Consider the following 18,017-nt stretch of genomic DNA (forward strand, 5'->3'; position numbering starts at 1 on the left):
ATGGTAGCCCGTAGGGGAATCGAACCCCTCTTTCCAGGTTGAAAACCTGGCGTCCTAACCGATAGACGAACGGGCCACGTTGGCTTGTGGAGGGCCTTTTACGGTTTACCTTCCCCCCCCGCAAGACGAAAAACGCAAGGCCACGAAACTTTTTTGACTGGTTGTACGGCGTGTTGAAAAAGGTGTCAGACGGCTTCTGCCGCATCCTCCAGTCGCAGTTGCACGCTCTGCCGACCACCCCAGGAATTGACCTCAAGCCGACCTGCGAAATGGAAGCGGGCACCGCCATGATTTGAGAGGCGATCCCCCAGCGGACCATCGAACGCACCAAAGGCGATCGCATCCAGTCCTCCGGACATGCCATCCGATAGCGACAGTTTCAGATGTGTTTCGCCTACGCGTTTTGCAAAGCGCACCTGCAGATCGGGCAGAGCATAGCGTGGGGCAGGCGCACCGGCCCCGAACGGGCCTGCCTTTTCGATCTGCTCGATCAGGTCGACTGTTGCGGCGCCAGGCATCAGTGCCCCGTCCAGTTTCAGATCGGCAGGGCCTGCTTGCCCCGCACCCTGCTTGGCCAGCAGTTCCGACAGGCGCACCATGGCGGGCTCTAACTGATCCCGCATCACCGTCAGACCTGCCGCCATCTTGTGTCCACCACCTTTGACCAACAACCCTTCGGCTGCCAGACGCTGGATCGACGCGCCCAGGTCAATGCCCGAGACGGAACGGCCCGACCCTTTGCCCTCATCTCCATCAAATCCGATCACGATCGCGGGCCGGTTTGCGGCCTCTTTCAGCCGCGATGCAACGATGCCTACGACACCGGGATGCCATCCCTCACCAGCAGCCCACACCAACGGCGCATCAAGCCCGCGTTCTTCCGCCTGTGCCAGTGCTGCAGCGCGCACTGCGTTCTCGATCTCACGCCGCTCCGAGTTCAGGGCATCCAGTCGCTCGGATAGGGCTTCGGCTTCGGTCGCCGAGTCAGTGCTTAGCAACCGCGCGCCCAGATCAGCCTGCCCAATGCGCCCACCTGCATTCACACGCGGCCCCAGCAAAAAACCTAGGTGATAGCTGTTGGGCGCAGTATCCATGCGGGCCACGTCCGACAACGCCACCAGCCCTGGCCGTTGCCGCAGGGCCATCACCTTCAGTCCTTGCCGCACCAAGGCCCGGTTGGCCTCAATCAGCGGCGCGACATCGGCCACCGTAGCCAGCGCCACAAGATCCAGCATGGCCATCAGATCCGGCCCTTTGGCGCCAGCCTCGCGGAGTTGGCGGCCCGCCTCGACCAGCATCAGAAACACCACCGCAGCCGCGCAGAAATAGCCCAGATCACCGCTTTCATCCTGCCGGTTCGGGTTCACCACTGCGACGCAATCCGGCAGGGTTTCTCCCCCCAAATGATGATCCAAAACGATTACATCTGCACCCTTCGCCGCCGCGATAGGTTCATGGCTAAGTGTTCCGCAATCCACGCAAATGATCAGATCATGGCTAACTGCCAATTCCTGCATCGCCGGTACATTTGGTCCATAGCCCTCATCAATCCGGTCGGGCACATAGAGCGTTGCGGCTATTCCCATCTGGCGCAGCCACACCAGCAGTAGCGCAGCCGAACTGCCCCCATCCACATCATAATCGGCAAACACCGCGATATTTTGACGATTACGCACCGCTTCAAGAAACCGCGAAGCGGCAAGCTCCATGTCCTTCATCGAACGCGGATCAGGCAGCAGTTCTTTCAACTTTGGCTCCAGAAAGCCCGAGGCCTCCATCACCGGAACACCGCGTCGCGCCAGCACCTGACAAACGGCGCGCGGCAAATCGGTCTGCTGCGCCATCATCTCAGCTGACCGCTCGACCTCTATCCCCGGTCCAACCCAACGCCGACCGGTCAACGATTGCTCTACGCCCAGAAACGCCACATCTCACCTCATGCGCCAAGGCCGGGCCCCTTCGAACCCGGCCTCTTCATCTTTTTAGATACTCTCGCCGAAGGCAACGGCGCAAGCCGCTAAGCGTCGGTATGTGGCCACATAGGCGTCCGATAAGACATGCGACGAACAGAACCGGTCTTTGACCGCATCAGCAGCGTCGTTGTCTCAACCCAGCCCGGTTCCCGCTTGATGCGTGGAAGCAGAGAGCCTCCGGTCACGCCAGTGGCAGCGAAGATGACATCTGCAGTCACCATCTCGTCGCGCGCATAAACGCGGTCCAGATCGGTGATGCCTGCCTTGGCGGCGCGGCCGCGTTCGTCATCGTTGCGGAACAACAGGCGGCCAAAAATCTGTCCCCCCATGCATTTCAGCGCAGCAGCTGCCAGAACCCCTTCGGGTGCGCCGCCTTGGCCCATATACATGTCGATCCCGGTCACTTCGCTTTCGGCGCAGTGCATGACGCCAGCGACGTCACCATCGGTGATCAGGCGGATAGAGGCGCCGGTATCGCGGACTTCAGCAATCATTGCTTCGTGACGAGGACGCTCCAAGATGCAAACGGTGATATCTGCAGGCTCACACCCTTTGGCTTTGGCCAGAGCCTCAACACGCTCGCGCGGGCTCATGTCCAGATTGACAACGCCTTCAGGATAGCCGGGGCCAACGGCCAGTTTGTCCATATACACATCAGGCGCGTGCAGCATCGAGCCGCGCGGTCCCATGGCGATCACCGTCAAGGCGTTTGGCATATCCTTGGCTGTCAGCGTGGTGCCTTCCAGCGGGTCCAGCGCAATGTCCACGCCCGGCCCATTGCCAGTACCAACCTCTTCGCCGATATACAGCATCGGTGCTTCATCGCGCTCGCCCTCACCAATGACGACGACACCCTCGATGTCCAGAAGGTTCAGCTGTTCCCGCATCGCGTTTACAGCAGCCTGATCAGCGGCTTTCTCATCACCCCGGCCAACCAATGAGGCGGACGCCAGCGCGGCCTGTTCCGCCACCCGCGCAAGGCCCAGAGACAGAAGGCGGTCGTTAAAATCGATCTTGGCAGCACTCATATGTTCGTATCCTCAGGTCAATAAAGCCGTAATTACCGGCATAGCTTGCGTTTCATGCAGGTCGCAAGCTCAAACCTCTTCAATGCGCAAGGCGACAGGCTCACCCGCGATAACATCCGTGTCGCGCAAGCCTTCAAGCGCGACGTCAAGAGTTGCGCGTGTAGTCTTATGAGTGACGATCAACACGGGCGCGGTGCTTTCGGCATGCCCATACTGGCGCATCCGGTCAATCGAGACGCCTGCATCTCCCAGAATAGAGGCAACCTTGGCCAGCGCGCCTGGTTTATCCTGCAGGCCCAGCCGCAGATAGTAGGGCGCAGGCAAACCAGTAACGGCAGGCTTTGCCTCTTCCAGTGATGCGGCAGGGCGGCCAAATGTCGGAATGTGCAATCCGCGTGCCAGATCGCAGACATCGCCCATCACAGCGCTTGCAGTGGGACCTTCGCCCGCACCGGGGCCACGCAGAACAATCTGCTCAACTGCATCGCCATCCAGCACGACCATGTTGGTTCCACCTTCCAGCTGACCCAACGGAGAGTCACTCGGCACCAGACAGGGTTGCATACGCTGCTCTAGTCCCCGGGCAGTGCGCTGAGCCACGCCCAACAGCTTGATCCGGTATCCCATGTCGTGAGCCTGATGGATGTCATCCAGGCTGATCTGTTGAATGCCTTCAATCTCGATCCCGTTGAAATTCGGCTTGGTGCCGAAGGCAATCGATGACAGCAGCGCCAATTTATGCGCCGCATCGATGCCACCAACGTCCAGATTGGGATCGGCTTCTAGATACCCAAGCTGCGCGCATTCCTCGAAAAGAGCGTTGTAGCCCAACTCCTGCGATTGCATCCGGGTCAGGATATAGTTGCAGGTGCCGTTCATCACACCCATGACGCGTGTGATCTCATTGCCAGCCAGCCCCTCGGTCAGAGACTTGATCACCGGGATACCACCCGCGACCGCTGCCTCGAACCGAATGACGCGGCCTGCAGCTTCGGCCTTTTCTGCCAATTCCTGTCCATGGATGGCCAGCAGCGCCTTGTTGGCAGTGACAACATCTTTTCCACTGGCCAATGCCGCCTCGACAGAGGCTTTTGCGGGACCGTTCTCACCGCCCATCAGTTCAACAAAAACATCGACGTCGTCACGTTTTGCCAAGGAAACCGGATCGGTCTCCCACGCGTAGTCGGATAGGTTTACGCCACGATCCTTATTGGCATCGCGAGCCGAAACAGCGGTGATCTGAACGGGGCGCCCGGTGCGCGCCTGCAAAAGATCGGCATGCCGGCGTACGATTTTGACCACTCCCACTCCGACAGTTCCCAGACCGGCAATTCCAAGCCTCAGCGCCTGTGTCATTCCCTCGGGTCCTTTCTGCTCGCAATGCCGCCCGCGATGGCGAAGTGTCCTTTGCGGGCTGCCTTAGCGGGTTCAGGGGAAGGGTGCAATCCGTCTAATCTTTCGGAGGCTTAGGCGCAGCCAAAATCCTAGTTAATCTCGGCATTTTGCAACGCCTCGGCTTTTTTCGCCAAGGCTTCGCCGCGCGTCGACAGATCCACTTCAACCTCTTCCGCTTCGCTGACGGGATCGGTGGGGGCACCGAGGGCCGGATCCAATGCAATGAGTTTGGGATAGGGGGCCTTGCGCAATGCGGCGGTTTCGCTGCCTTCCAACTCGGGGATATTCGCGCAACTCGCAGTGGCGAGCACAAGAAATATCGACGGCAAAAGCTTCATCGCAGACCTTTGGGTTGCAGAGTTTTTCATGTGATGCACCTTTTACCGCGCTGGTTCAAGCGGGGTTCTATCTGAACAACCGTTCATATAGGATAAGGTCATGGCACGTACACAAGGCTCTCATTCAGACATCACCGGCCCTCGCATTCGCGAGGCAGCGTTGGGGTTGTTTGCCCGTCACGGCTATGCCGCTGTATCGATGCGACAGATCGCGGGAGAGGTGGGGGTGCAGGCTGGAGCCCTGTATAATTATACCCCTGATAAACAAAGCCTGTTGTTCCGTCTTATGCGCGATCACATGCAGGATTTGTTGGCTGCATATGAAGAGCTTGAGCAGTTTGACGATCCACAAGATGCGCTGCGCCAGTTTGTCGGGTTCCACATCCGTTTTCACCTTCAGCGCCCGGATGAAGTATTTATCGCCTATATGGAACTGCGCAATCTGACGCCCGAAAATTTCACCGAAATTGAAGCGCTGCGCCGCCGCTACGAAGACTCGTTGGAGAGTATCTTGCGCATAGGACAGCAATCGGACCAATTCTCGGTTACCGATACCAAAATCGCCACTTTGGCGGTGATCGCCATGCTCAACGGCGTGATCACCTGGTACCGCAGCGGCGGGCGATTGTCGTTGGATGAGGTTGAACAGGTTTATTGGGATATGGTGCGCAAGGCCGTCACCGCCTGACCGGCCCTCAATGTGCCGGGCGGATGAATGTGCCGTTGCGCAATTCACGAAAGGCCTGCTGCAATTCGGCCTGCGTGTTCATGACGATCGGTCCGTGCCATGCAACAGGTTCATTAATCGGAGCCCCAGAGATCAAAAGAAATCGCACACCATCGGGCCCGGCCTGAACAGTGATTTCATCCCCTGTTCCAAACCGAACCAATGTCCGGTCGCCAGACATGTCGCGGATATTGACCTCATGCCCTGCGATTTCCTTTTCCAAAAGCACTCCGGAGGGGCGGGAGGCATCAGCGAAGGCAGCGCCCCCTTCAAAGATATAGGCGAACGCACGACGATAGGTATCTATTGGAAAGGTCTTTTTCACGCCCGCCGGTATACTGATATCCAGATATTGTGGATCTGCAGCGATCCCGTCGACAGGACCTGTACGGCCCCAGAAAGTGCCGACTATTACCCGGACCGCCGTACCATCGTCTTCGATAATCTCGGGAATATCGGTACTTTGGACGTCCTGATAGCGCGGGGCAGTCATCTTTTGATCCGATGGAAGATTGCCCCATAGTTGAAAACCGTGCATCTGGCCGCTGCCCGAGCCTTTGGGCATTTCCTGATGCAGAATACCAGACCCGGCCGTCATCCATTGAACGTCTCCTGCACCCAAAGTGCCGCTATTACCCAGCGAGTCACTGTGTTCTACTGAACCGGACAGGACATAGGTGATCGTTTCGATGCCGCGATGTGGATGCCATGGAAAACCGGCCACAAAATCTTGCGGGTTGTCGTTCCGAAAGTCATCAAACAATAGATAAGGGTCCAGTTCCGACGGGTCTTGAAACCCGAATGCGCGATGAAGTTTGACACCCGCGCCTTCCATTGTTGGAACCGAAGTGCGCGTCTCAAGGATCGGTCTGAGGGACATTTTAGCCTCCTGATTGCTTAGCAGCAATTTATGGCCAGTCCCGGCGTAATCAATTTGCGCAGGAACACGCAGTCTGTGCAATCACGCTCAGACCAGCGACATGGGTGTTGTTCTTTGCATATCAAACCAGCTAGAGCAGACGAGTAACGGGGAGAGTGACATGCAAGACGAAGTTCTGGCCTCTATTCAGGCCTCATCCGCGCGCCGATGGACCGGAGTAGGGATGTTGGCCACTGTCGGAGCGTTGGTGATTTATGTCGCGATAGCATCGCCTCCGGATCTTGGTTGGCAGATATTCCTGTTTGTTGTGGGAATTGGGGCTTTCTGGTTGTCGCATCACATGTGGCATTCGACTCAGGGCAGGATCGAACTGACCTCTACCGATTTACGCACCAGCTCGGGGCAGGTGATTTGCAAAGTGGAAGAGGTTGAAACAGTCGACCGGGGTGTATTTGCGTTCAAACCATCGAATGGATTTATTATCAAAACCCGCACGGCAGGATCGTTTGACTGGTTTCCAGGCCTTTGGTGGCGTGTCGGGCGCCGCATTGGTATCGGCGGAATGACGGCCGCCGCCGAAACCAAATTCATGTCCGAGATACTGACCGGACTGCTTGCCGAAAGGTCGTAGCTAGACGACGCAGGACGGATCAGTATTGACGATATTGTCGAATACGCGCGGATGAGTGAACACAAGGTTGTTCATGTCAAATTCGGCGAATTCGAATGCGATATAGAATGGCGGCCGATATGTGTTCCGGGTTTCGACCACGATCATCGATCCATTATCAGGCATCGCGGGTAGCCGAGGCTTTATGTCGTCAATGTCTGCGTTTGACCATTTCGGCAGGCCTGTGCCACGAACGCAGGACCACAGTACATTATGGATGTCGTTCTCGGCATCAAATGTAAGATAGGTCATCCGTAATGTTACCGGCGCGCGCGTTTCGACCATGGTCTCCAAAAGATCATACATCGTGTTTACGTAGGCTTCGGTCACATTGCCATCTTCACGCGAAACCACATCGGCAACCGCGTAGGCACCCTTGATATTACGCGCACTTTGCCGATAGGCGTCATAGTAGGTGTATGAAGCAAGCATAGACCAGTATAGCAACGGCAATATCAGCATGGCTTCAACAGACATGATGCCGTCTTCCCGACGCCGGAAGCGACGAACGGCTCTTGCAATTGCGCCTCTGATTGAGAAATTAGCCGCCGGCATCTGCTACGTCCTCCGGTTCAGAAGTGCCACCTCCAGTGGGAGTACTTGATGAGCCTCCAAATGGTTCATGAACAAACACAGAAGAGGCGTGTATTTCCCACTGCCCGTCATTATCTTGCCTTACCAGATCGTTCATCATGGAGAGGCCGAATACAGGCGAGACTTCGAGGCAGGCTCGAATAATCATCATTTCGTTCGAGGTTCCCAATTCAAAGGCAACATCTTCGGGTTTTCTGATCGTCGCCGGTGTATCAACGCAATAAGGCGTAGGATCCAGCTGGTTGCCGACGCGGGGGTCAATGGATTTCATCTCAAGCGCGAGATTTTCAGAACAGTCGGAAATGATTGCGTTCTCACACACCATCTTCTTCAGAAGGGCATGATCCCACGTGTCTTCGCCAGGCGGCAGGCGATTCAGTCGAACCTCCCTGATCGTCATGTCCAACGACCGCTCAAGGTCGGCGTGGCGAAATGAGATCAATCCCAGGTCCATGCCAGAATATGCGACATATAAGAAGAGAGGGAACCAGAACATAAACTCAATGCTCGAGGATGCGCCATCCTCTTTACGCCAGAACCTTTGCGCCCGTATTCGCAACGACATGATCATTGGGTCAGCCTCAGGTTTTGAATCGAAGTGCTGATTGAATCGAAGACACGTTCAATCTGTGTGCCAGTTGCTTCGTAGTAGCGGGCAGGTTTGATCGCGCAGTCTTTCAGCATCTGCTTGACGCCGTAGGGGGCTTCGAAAGCGATCGAGAAAATTATGACTTTTTCTTTCTCAGCTTCTACGCAAAGATCGACAACCCGTGGATTTTTGGTTGAAGGGCCGATTTCGGTGGTCGACGCAGCCGCGAATTCATTGCCACGGGTCCAACCGTAGGCATGGCGGAACATATTCCGGATCGCGTTTTTCTCCGTATGTGCCCAGACATCAGGCCATTCTAGTTCTGCTGGCGACGAACCGCTTTCGTTGAAGTCGCGATCATTCGATCTGTCGATATCGTAACAGGTGCCATTGTAGTAATCCCGGCAACGATATCGTTTGTAGGTACCATTTCCGTGCGCATGATCCTGGAACTTGTCACGTGTCCAGTACCCGCCGGTATTATTATCCCAAATGGTGGTATTTACATTTGGCCAAGCCCAATGCCCATTTTCATCATCATAGATGGAATAAGTCTGTGCACTTTCGTTCCAATAAATATTGGAGCCACCCTCGTTATAGGGTGAGTTTACCTTATGCTGATAGGTGTTTTCCCCATCCGTCATCAGCACGAGTACCTTAAGGGTGTCTGTCGTGGTGTTCGGTGCAGGCCGAATGGCGAACGAGTCTGGGATTTCGGAGCTGTCTGCAATCTGGGCAATCAATGGCTGAATACTGTCATCAAGCAAGGTCAAGCCCCACTTCAATCCAAGATCAATCGAAGTCCAGCCGCTTGCGACCAGATTATCAATCTGGTCCTTCAAAATATCCGGGTCATTCTGGATAACCGTCATTTCCCGTTGATCGGTCGCGGATTCAAGCCGGCAAATGTTACTGGATACCAAAGTATCACTGAATCTTCTGTCGTTTGTGCCGCTGTCCTTGAAGTGTAAGGTTTGAGGAATGTAATCCCCCTTCCTAATGATATTCCCGCCATCATCGACGATATCGTAATAGTTGAAATTGGTTGTCGTGAAGTCCGAGGCCTGGAAGTCGATGCAATTTGCAACTTCGTTGGCACCGATCGTATTCAAGGCATCCATCAGATAGTCAGGCACCGAGACCTGTTCGGAATAGGGTACGATCGAAATTGACAATCTACCTTCTTCTGACTTCAGAACCATTTCATCAATAAAGTCGTTTGCGGCCTTCTGTAGGTTGGTCAGCTTTGTTCCGCGCATTGAGCCTGACACATCCAAAACCAACGAGATTTCAACGTTACCAATCGATTCTTCGGCAACGCTGGTCGCGGTTGAATCGATATGATCGACACCACTCCACTTCATAAAGTGGGTCTCAACGGTCATGTCAGCACTGGCTACAACCTTGCGCTTGCCTTCAAGCTCGGCGATCTGTTCAACAGAGCCATCCGCATTTGTCTTACATGTCTCGGGTTCGACTTCGATATTGCTGATAATATCAGGGTTGAAGCCTTCCTTGGTAATGTAATCGTTGACGACAACACGGGGGCAAAGCTCCTGATCCAGGTCCGCTGCTGCCAAAACGGCGCGATCAAGGGCATATTGCAGTCGCACCCTTTCCCGATCGTAACGCATGATATCGACGGCAAATCCGGCAACGGTGAAGACAATCATCACCAAGAAGAGCGCAAGGATCGTCATCGTGCCTTCTGTTTCAGATGCAAATTGCCGCAAGCGTCGGGCGCACCTGTTTTCTCGGCACAAAAAGTTAAACAATTCTTTTAAATCATAATTGCGCATAGTGAATTCCTCTGTCGACAGGGCGCACCAATGCCAGCGGTTTGCAGCGCTAATTAATTATACAGGGATCGTGGCGAGAATTAGGCGTGATCGTCACTATGCTGCTCGTTTTTAACGGTTTTCAGCTTTATTCGTGGCGTTTTCGCTGTCTTTGTTTCCCGCTTCGGGACAATTGCGCGTAGGTGATCGATGGTCGACTCACTTCGAACACGTCGATTGGCCTTTCGCAAATTGCTTAAAATAAGTGCAGTTACTGATTGCGGTAAATTACAAGCAGTGCGACAAAACGTCATGACGTTTGTCATTTGCCAGTACGGAGGATTGTATGACCGGCATTATAGAACCCAGCTTTCGTGAGAGTGTTGATCTGATGTTCAACAGAGCTGCGTCTCTGATGGATCTGCCGCCCGGACTGGAAGAAAAGATCAGGGTATGTAACGCCACCTACACAGTCAGGTTCGGAGTTCGGCTGAGAGGGCAGATTCACACATTCACCGGATACCGCTCGGTTCATTCAGAACATATGGAGCCGGTCAAAGGTGGTATTCGTTATGCCCTCGCGGTGAACCAAGACGAGGTCGAGGCGCTCGCGGCTCTGATGACCTACAAATGCGCTCTGGTCGAAGCGCCATTTGGGGGGTCGAAAGGCGGATTGTGTATCGATCCGCGCCAATATGAAGAACACGAGCTAGAGCAGATCACCCGCCGTTTCGCCTATGAATTGGCTAAACGCGATCTGATCAACCCGTCTCAGAACGTCCCCGCGCCCGACATGGGAACAGGCGAACGCGAAATGGCGTGGATGGCCGACCAGTATGCCCGAATGAACACGACAGATATCAACGCGCGCGCCTGTGTGACGGGTAAACCACTGAACGCTGGGGGTATCGCAGGTAGGGTCGAAGCGACTGGCCGTGGCATTCAATATGCGTTGCGCGAATTCTTCCGGAATCCGGAAGATGTCAAAAAGGCTGGCATGACAGGCAAACTAGACGGCAAGCGCGTTGTTGTGCAGGGCTTGGGCAATGTGGGCTACCACGCGGCTAAATTCCTCAGTGAAGAAGACGGATCGCGCGTGATTGGCATCATCGAATGGGATGGCGCATTATACAATCCCGATGGCATTGATGTTGAAGCGGTGCGTCAGTGGATCGTTAAGCATGGCGGCGTGAAAGACTATCCGGATGCGACGCATTCAGCCGAGGGCGGTGCAGTGCTTGAATCCGAATGCGATATCTTGATCCCGGCCGCACTAGAAGGGGTGATTAACCTGTCTAATGCAGAGCGGATCAAAGCGCCGCTGATTATCGAGGCTGCAAACGGTCCGGTCACAGCGGGCGCGGATGAAATCCTGCGCAATAAAGGTACAGTCATTATCCCCGATATGTATGCAAATGCGGGCGGTGTTACAGTATCCTATTTTGAGTGGGTCAAGAACCTTAGCCATATCCGTTTTGGCCGCATGCAGCGCCGCCAGGAGGAAGCACGGCATGAACTGATCGTCAGCGAGCTTGAGCGGCTGGACCGATATCTGGGTGATGCCTGGTCGATGTCGCCGAACTTCAAGGCCAAATACCTCAAAGGTGCTGACGAGCTGGAGCTGGTGCGCTCAGGCCTCGATGACACAATGCGCATTGCCTATCAGGCTATGAGCGAGGTTTGGCATGACCGAGCTGATGTCGATGACCTGCGCACTGCAGCTTATATTGTGGCGATTGATCGGGTCTCAAAAAGCTATCGGGCAAAAGGACTCTGAGCACTCAGGCAATCGAATTTCTAAAAGCGGCCGCCCCATGGGTGGCCGCTTTTTTCGATTTGTCCTATTCAGTTTCGCAGAAAGATCGATCGATATGCCGTTAGTCGTTACGGAATTGGACCAGGACGACGTTTATGTCGATGTCCAATATACCTCGGGTACTACGCTTCTACAGAGGAAACTGTGATACGCCGCCATATGACTGTACGCGAGATGTTGAAACATCTGCAAAGAGTCTGTGCCTAGTGTTGCACTCGCAGAAAATGCAGCTGTTGTTAGCCGCCTGGGATTCGACTGAGGCACAAATTGAAATCGGCGATGGAAGGTGTTGCTGTGCAGGGTTAAGCTGCGCCAAAGGAAACGAATCCGGGAGAACCCCATGTTGCGTATTGCCATTGTCGCGGCCTTGCTGGCCTCACCCTTGGCTGCTCAGGAGACTAAAGAGCAAAGTTGCAAGTATCAGGCCGATGTCGTGGCTGCGGTTCAGAAGGCACGTTTGGACCGGGTCAAGGAACGCGACGTGGCGCAGGCAGTAGCAGACAGTGGTCCGACGTGGCCCGAGAACTACAATGCGGCGATTCCGTTGATCACACCTTGGGTGTACGAACAGAAAATGCGCGACGTGCGCAAAAAAGATCTCGGTGCCGCTTGGCTGGAGTTGTGTTTACAGCAATAATCCACAGACAGATCATTTCTCTGTGGACAACCGCGCGCCATCCCCTTGGCTCGCGTTTTCATTTCTGGCAGGTTTGACCCATGTCTTTGCCCCCCGGATTTCTGGATGAATTGCGCACGCGCCTCAGCCTGTCTCAGGTTGTTGGGCGTAAGGTCATGTGGGACCAGCGCAAATCCAATCAGGGCAAGGGTGATATGTGGGCGCCTTGCCCGTTTCATCACGAAAAGACCGCCTCATTCCACGTCGATGATCAGAAGGGATTCTATTACTGCTTTGGGTGCCATGCCAAAGGCGATGCTATCAGCTTTGTGAAAGAGACCGAGAATGTCTCGTTCATCGAAGCGGTCGAGATTCTGGCGCGTGAAGCGGGGATGCCGATGCCTGCGCGCGATCCGAAAGCGCAGGAGAAACAGGACAGACGCTCGCAACTCGCCGACGTCATGGAGCAAGCGGTTCAGTTCTTTCGCTTGCAACTCAAGACCGGGGCAGGGGCCGAGGCGCGCGATTACCTGACCCGCCGAGGGCTGGATGCGCAGGCGTTGGATCGATGGGAGATCGGGTTTGCCCCCGACGGCTGGCAGGCGCTGTGGGATCATCTGACCGGCAAGAATGTAGCCGATGATTTGATCCTTGCGGCGGGTCTGGTCAAACCGTCCAACAAGGGCAAAAAACCATATGACACGTTCCGAAATCGCATCATGTATCCAATCCGCGACCCACGCGGGCGTTGCATTGCCTTCGGCGGTCGGGCGATGGACCCGAATGACAACGCAAAATACCTGAACTCGCCCGAGACCGATTTGTTCGATAAAGGCCGTAGCCTCTATAACCACGGTCCTGCGAGACAGGCGGCTGGGAAGGGGCAGCCCCTGATCGTTGCCGAGGGTTACATGGACGTAATCGCGCTGGCCGAGGCGGGCTTTGGCGCGTCGGTGGCGCCATTAGGAACAGCGATCACCGAACATCAACTACAGTTGCTCTGGCGTGTTTCAGATGAACCGATCATTGCCTTGGATGGTGACACAGCGGGCCTGCGCGCCGCGATGCGGGCGATCGATCTGGCCCTGCCATTGCTGGAGGCAGGCAAATCCTTGCGATTTGCACTCATGCCCGAAGGCAAGGACCCAGACGATCTTCTGCGTGCCGAAGGACCGGGGGCGGTGCAAGCCGTTCTGGAAGGGGCCATTCCGATGGTCAAGCTGCTGTGGCAACGTGAGACGGAAGGCAAGGTGTTCGACAGCCCTGAACGGAAGGCGGCGTTGGATAAATCCCTGCGTGAGAAGATCAAGCTGATCCGCGACCCCTCGATCCGATCGCATTACGGGCAGGAAATTAAGGATCTGCGCTGGCAATTATTTCGCCCTCAGAGACAATCGCAAAATCGAACGTGGCAGCCGCGTGGAAAATGGCAACCGCAGACCCAGCCTGCCACGCCCGGTGCGCGCGCATCGTTTCTGGCGTCGTCCGAGAACGCGGATATTCAATTGCGCGAAGCGGCCATTCTGGCAATTGCTATTCTAAATCCACAAGTTGTGATCCAATTCGAACACCAATTAGAAGAAATGGAATGTCACTATCCCGATCATGCAGCATTGCGCGGGGCGATCTTGCGCCACGCGATTGACGACCCGGACAATCTGAGAGACCACATCGTTCAAAATTTGGGGCCGGAACCCCTTGAAAACCTTCTGGCCCTTCGCCATGTCGCAGTGATCCCCTGTGTGTACAAACCAGGCGACGTTGAAAAGGCCCAGATGACGCTGGCCGAGGAACTCGCAAAGATCAAAGCGCTCCGGGGGTTGGATGCTGAGATTGCCGAAGCGGCGGAGGAATTGTCTGATCTGGCCGATGAGGCGCTGACATATCGGCTGGCGCAAGCCGCCGAAGAGCGCAACCGGACAAGCCGCAGCCAGAACGAAGACAGGGCCGTTTTTGACATCGCCGACAATGGTGCGCGAATCAACCGTGACGAGAAAGACGCGTTTGAAGCGATCATGTCGGGTATCAATTTTGAGCGGAAACGCCGATAAAGTGGTGTTTTCGTAAGGCACTGGAAAAGAAAAACAGGTAAACGGGTGGCCGAATCACTTCTACGCGCTAATGATTCGGTCAAAACGAATCACCCATCCCTGCAGGAGCATTGAATGGCCGCCAAGGATACGAACGAAGACCGCAAATCCGACGAGCAGGAACAGGAGATCTCGCTTGATATGAGCCAGGCAGCGGTCAAGAAAATGATCGCCGAGGCCCGTGAGAAAGGTTACATCACCTACGACCAGCTTAATCAGGTTCTGCCACCTGATCAGGTCAGCTCGGAACAGATCGAAGACGTGATGTCGATGCTGTCCGAGATGGGCATCAACATCATCGAAGATGAAGAGGCCGAGGAAGAAGAGAATAAAGGTTCGACCGAACTGGTCACGACCGAAGGCCCACGCGAAGTTGCGCTGGCTGGTGCGGCTACCGAAAAGCTGGATCGTACTGATGACCCCGTACGCATGTATCTGCGCGAGATGGGATCAGTCGAACTGCTTAGCCGCGAGGGCGAGATTGCCATCGCCAAACGGATCGAGGCTGGTCGGAATACTATGATCGCCGGCCTGTGCGAAAGCCCACTGACCTTCCAGGCGATCACGATCTGGCACGACGAATTGTTGAGCGAAGACATTCTGTTGCGCGACGTTATTGATCTTGAAACAACGTTCGGCAACCAGTTGGATGAAGATGGTGACGTACAGGAGCCGGTCGTTGACACATCGTCGGTTCAGGCAGCCAAACCCGCCAAGGATGAAGGCCCAGAGCTGGATGCCGATGGCAACCCGATTGCCAACGACGACGACGATGACGAAGACGATCAGGCCAATATGTCACTTGCTGCGATGGAAGCAGCGCTGAAGGATCAGGTTCTGACTACGCTAGAGCGGATTTCCAGCGACTTTGCGATGCTCTCCGAGATGCAGGATAGCCGAATTTCGGCTACTCTGAATGAAGATGGATCGTTCAGCGAAAAGGACGAAGAGACCTATCAGAAGCTGCGTGCGGAAATTGTTGAGCTGGTAAATGGTCTACACCTGCACAACAACCGTATCGAAGCGCTGATTGACCAGCTTTATGGCATCAACCGCCGGGTCATGTCGCTGGACAGCTCAATGGTGAAACTGGCCGACCAGGCCCGGATCAACCGTCGTGAATTCATCGACGCCTATCGCGGGCGTGAGCTGGATCCGAACTGGCTGGCCGAGATGGCCGAAAAGCCGGGCCGGGGTTGGCAGATGTTCATTGAACGCTCGACCGCTAAGGTCGAGGAACTGCGCAACGACATGGCGCAGGTCGGTCAATATGTCGGTCTGGATATCCCTGAATTCCGCCGCATCGTGCAGCAGGTTCAGAAAGGCGAGAAAGAGGCGCGGCAGGCCAAGAAAGAAATGGTTGAAGCCAACTTGCGCCTGGTAATCTCGATCGCCAAAAAGTACACGAACCGCGGCCTGCAATTCCTTGATCTTATTCAGGAAGGTAACATCGGTCTGATGAAGGCAGTGGACAAGTTCGAGTACCGCCGTGGTTATAAGTTCTCGACCTACGCCACTTGGTGGATCCGTCAGGCGATCACGCGGTCAATCGCGGATCAGGCGCGCACGATCCGTATTCCGGTACATATGATCGAGACGATCAACAAACTGGTTCGGACTGGTCGCCAGATGCTGCACGAGATCGGTCGCGAGCCGACTCCGGAAGAACTGGCAGAAAAGCTGCAAATGCCGCTCGAGAAAGTTCGAAAGGTGATGAAAATCGCCAAGGAGCCGATCAGCCTCGAAACGCCCATCGGCGACGAAGAAGACAGCCAGCTTGGCGATTTCATTGAGGACAAGAATGCCGTGCTGCCGCTCGACAGCGCGATTCAGGAGAACCTCAAGGAAACCACCACGCGGGTTCTTGCCTCCCTCACCCCGCGCGAGGAACGGGTTTTGCGGATGCGCTTTGGTATCGGCATGAACACTGACCACACTCTGGAAGAGGTGGGTCAGCAGTTCAGTGTTACCCGCGAACGTATTCGCCAGATCGAGGCCAAAGCGCTGCGTAAGCTAAAGCATCCTAGCCGATCGCGGAAGCTTCGGTCCTTCCTGGATCAATAAGTCAAAGGCGCCCACGAGGCGCCTTTTTCATGCCGCACCTCACATTGTCTGAACAACAAATCAAATTGGCGAAATATCGCATGTTGCGTTGCGCCGCTGTACCTATGTGCTCATTGTCCACTCATGGACAGGCCGGGGTGAGGCGGCAGCGCCGATGACCCCCGGCTACTTTCCTTTATGTGTAAGCGGACGTGAAACCCTTTTACGGAACGCGGTCGGGGCCTGACCGGTCCAGCGTTTGAAAGCCGTCGAGAACGCAGCCTGATCCGAATAGCCCAAAGAATACGAGATTTCAGCTAGATTCATGCCGTTTTTGATAAATGTTTGCGCAAGATCACAGCGCAGATCTTCGACAATCTCGCGGTAGGAAGTGCCTTCATCCGCCAGACGACGGGCAAGTGTGCGCGGGCTGAGGCCAAGTTGAGAGGCGGCTTCATCCGCCTGAATTACCCCTCCGGGCATTGACCTGGTGATTAACCCTTCGATCTGTGCACGGTTTTTTTGTTTTGGCTTACGTCCTTCCGCCAGCAGACGCTCGCCATATTCCAGCAGATGCGCCCGCAGACTGGGATCATAGGTGGGGATCGGTGTTTCGAGTGAGGGTAGTGATAAGATAACCTCCAACCGTTCAGCCTCAAACTTTAGTGGAAAGCCTCCGATCTTTTGAAATGTGTCCGCATGTCGCCCCACACTGTGCTGAAATCGTATTTCGATAGGATACAGTTTCACCTGCGTCAAAGCCCGCATCCGAGCAATGCTTGCGAACAACAAAAACTCGGTTCGACGATGATATCGCGAAAAACTTGGGTCTTTCCATTCAGCCTCCAATGAGGCGGAGTTGCCGGAAACACGCAGACTGAACGCCAGTGCGGGGTCGATGATACCATGAAACCGCGTAGTGTTTTCCAACACCTGTTTCAGATCCCGCGAGTATTTACTGATATATGCCGTCACACTGGAGGAAGAATTGAACTCTAACCCCGCGCCTGCACCGAATGTGATGTCGCCGAGCGCATCACAGGCATGGCGAACAAACATGGCCTCTTTGCGGGCGCTACATAGTGCGGCAGGTGCTTCAACATCGATCCGGGTCAATGCGCTGTTTTTCAAAACTTGATCGACAACCGATAAGCTCGCGCGTTGTTCGAGGGCGCGCATCAGCAATTGAATGCGTGAAATATCGACGTCCATAACCTTGTCCGAAACTCATCCTGATAATCTGATCACGATAGCGGAAAGGCGCTGTATTTTGCCAGCCTCTGTTACCGACACTTGTGACGTGTCGGATATTCGAAAGGATTTGGCCGAAATTGCCAAGAATACCGCAGAAGTGACACCTAAATATCCATCGTTGCCGGGTCAGCACCTTTTGGGGATAAGGTCGAGCCCAAGCCGACGGTCCACCAAGCCGTTTCAATGGGTTCCCCGGCACAGCTCTCCTTATTGGTCGGTCATGTCG

General features: G+C 55.0%; 15 protein-coding genes and 1 tRNA gene. 6 read left to right on the forward strand and 10 right to left on the reverse strand.

Features of this window, described 5'->3' with window-relative positions; all coding sequences use genetic code 11:
- Window position 1: 1 nt before the first annotated feature.
- The 5 genes from AC2FI7_RS16450 to AC2FI7_RS16470 all read right to left on the reverse strand — a co-directional run bounded on the left by AC2FI7_RS16450 (window position 2) and on the right by AC2FI7_RS16470 (window position 4,764).
- Window positions 2–76 (reverse strand) — tRNA-Glu (locus AC2FI7_RS16450).
- A gap of 109 nt (window positions 77–185) precedes the next feature.
- Window positions 186–1,928 carry a single-stranded-DNA-specific exonuclease RecJ gene (gene recJ, locus AC2FI7_RS16455; protein WP_496816240.1) on the reverse strand — a complete coding sequence of 581 codons (1,743 nt, stop codon included), beginning with the start codon at window positions 1,926–1,928 and terminating at the stop codon, window positions 186–188.
- 89 nt (window positions 1,929–2,017) lie between these two features.
- Window positions 2,018–3,001, reverse strand: coding sequence for a class II fructose-bisphosphatase (glpX, locus tag AC2FI7_RS16460; RefSeq protein ID WP_010441981.1), 984 nt, complete (start codon window positions 2,999–3,001; stop codon window positions 2,018–2,020).
- 69 nt (window positions 3,002–3,070) lie between these two features.
- The gene (locus tag AC2FI7_RS16465; RefSeq protein ID WP_010441982.1) at window positions 3,071–4,357 is read right to left on the reverse strand and encodes a homoserine dehydrogenase; all 1,287 of its coding nucleotides are present in this window, start codon (window positions 4,355–4,357) and stop codon (window positions 3,071–3,073) included.
- A 128-nt stretch (window positions 4,358–4,485) separates the two neighbouring features.
- The gene (locus tag AC2FI7_RS16470) at window positions 4,486–4,764 is read right to left on the reverse strand and encodes a hypothetical protein (protein WP_496816243.1); all 279 of its coding nucleotides are present in this window, start codon (window positions 4,762–4,764) and stop codon (window positions 4,486–4,488) included.
- Window positions 4,765–4,834: 70 nt separating this feature from the next.
- Between AC2FI7_RS16470 and AC2FI7_RS16475 the strand changes: the two genes are divergently transcribed.
- Entirely contained in the window at window positions 4,835–5,422 is a 588-nt protein-coding gene (locus AC2FI7_RS16475) for a TetR/AcrR family transcriptional regulator (protein ID WP_010441984.1), read from the forward strand.
- A 7-nt stretch (window positions 5,423–5,429) separates the two neighbouring features.
- On the opposite strand, the gene AC2FI7_RS16480 is transcribed toward AC2FI7_RS16475, so the two are convergent.
- Window positions 5,430–6,341, reverse strand: a complete 912-nt coding sequence (locus tag AC2FI7_RS16480; RefSeq protein WP_010441985.1) for a pirin family protein — start codon at window positions 6,339–6,341, stop codon at window positions 5,430–5,432.
- A 160-nt stretch (window positions 6,342–6,501) separates the two neighbouring features.
- Between AC2FI7_RS16480 and AC2FI7_RS16485 the strand changes: the two genes are divergently transcribed.
- Entirely contained in the window at window positions 6,502–6,972 is a 471-nt protein-coding gene (locus AC2FI7_RS16485; protein WP_170779781.1) for a cytochrome P450 family protein, read from the forward strand.
- Here the strand turns inward: AC2FI7_RS16485 and AC2FI7_RS16490 are convergent, their stop codons facing one another.
- The 3 genes from AC2FI7_RS16490 to AC2FI7_RS16500 all read right to left on the reverse strand — a co-directional run bounded on the left by AC2FI7_RS16490 (window position 6,973) and on the right by AC2FI7_RS16500 (window position 9,894).
- Window positions 6,973–7,488 (reverse strand): hypothetical protein, encoded by a 516-nt coding sequence (locus tag AC2FI7_RS16490; RefSeq protein WP_480606587.1) that lies wholly within the window; start codon window positions 7,486–7,488, stop codon window positions 6,973–6,975.
- A 64-nt stretch (window positions 7,489–7,552) separates the two neighbouring features.
- Window positions 7,553–8,176 (reverse strand): TadE/TadG family type IV pilus assembly protein, encoded by a 624-nt coding sequence (locus AC2FI7_RS16495; RefSeq protein WP_010441988.1) that lies wholly within the window; start codon window positions 8,174–8,176, stop codon window positions 7,553–7,555.
- A complete protein-coding gene (locus tag AC2FI7_RS16500; RefSeq protein ID WP_496833509.1) occupies window positions 8,173–9,894 on the reverse strand; it encodes a Tad domain-containing protein in 1,722 nt (573 codons plus the stop codon). Before AC2FI7_RS16500 ends, AC2FI7_RS16495 begins: the two co-directional genes overlap by 4 nt.
- Window positions 9,895–10,318: 424 nt before the next feature.
- Between AC2FI7_RS16500 and AC2FI7_RS16505 the strand changes: the two genes are divergently transcribed.
- The 4 genes from AC2FI7_RS16505 (at window position 10,319) to rpoD (ending at window position 16,558) form a co-directional block, all read left to right on the forward strand.
- Window positions 10,319–11,749 (forward strand): Glu/Leu/Phe/Val family dehydrogenase, encoded by a 1,431-nt coding sequence (locus tag AC2FI7_RS16505; protein WP_010441990.1) that lies wholly within the window; start codon window positions 10,319–10,321, stop codon window positions 11,747–11,749.
- A 379-nt stretch (window positions 11,750–12,128) separates the two neighbouring features.
- Window positions 12,129–12,425 carry a hypothetical protein gene (locus AC2FI7_RS16510; protein WP_010441991.1) on the forward strand — a complete coding sequence of 99 codons (297 nt, stop codon included), beginning with the start codon at window positions 12,129–12,131 and terminating at the stop codon, window positions 12,423–12,425.
- 80 nt (window positions 12,426–12,505) lie between these two features.
- Entirely contained in the window at window positions 12,506–14,455 is a 1,950-nt protein-coding gene (dnaG, locus tag AC2FI7_RS16515) for a DNA primase (protein ID WP_010441992.1), read from the forward strand.
- 114 nt (window positions 14,456–14,569) lie between these two features.
- Window positions 14,570–16,558 carry an RNA polymerase sigma factor RpoD gene (gene rpoD, locus AC2FI7_RS16520; RefSeq protein WP_010441993.1) on the forward strand — a complete coding sequence of 663 codons (1,989 nt, stop codon included), beginning with the start codon at window positions 14,570–14,572 and terminating at the stop codon, window positions 16,556–16,558.
- Between the two features lie 165 nt (window positions 16,559–16,723).
- Here rpoD and AC2FI7_RS16525 read toward each other — a convergent pair whose 3' ends face one another.
- Window positions 16,724–17,749: an AraC family transcriptional regulator gene (locus AC2FI7_RS16525; protein WP_010441994.1), complete on the reverse strand. Its 1,026-nt coding sequence runs from the start codon at window positions 17,747–17,749 to the stop codon at window positions 16,724–16,726.
- Between the last annotated feature and the right edge of the window lie 268 nt (window positions 17,750–18,017).

This window comes from Ruegeria sp. YTSA064 (assembly GCF_059610325.1).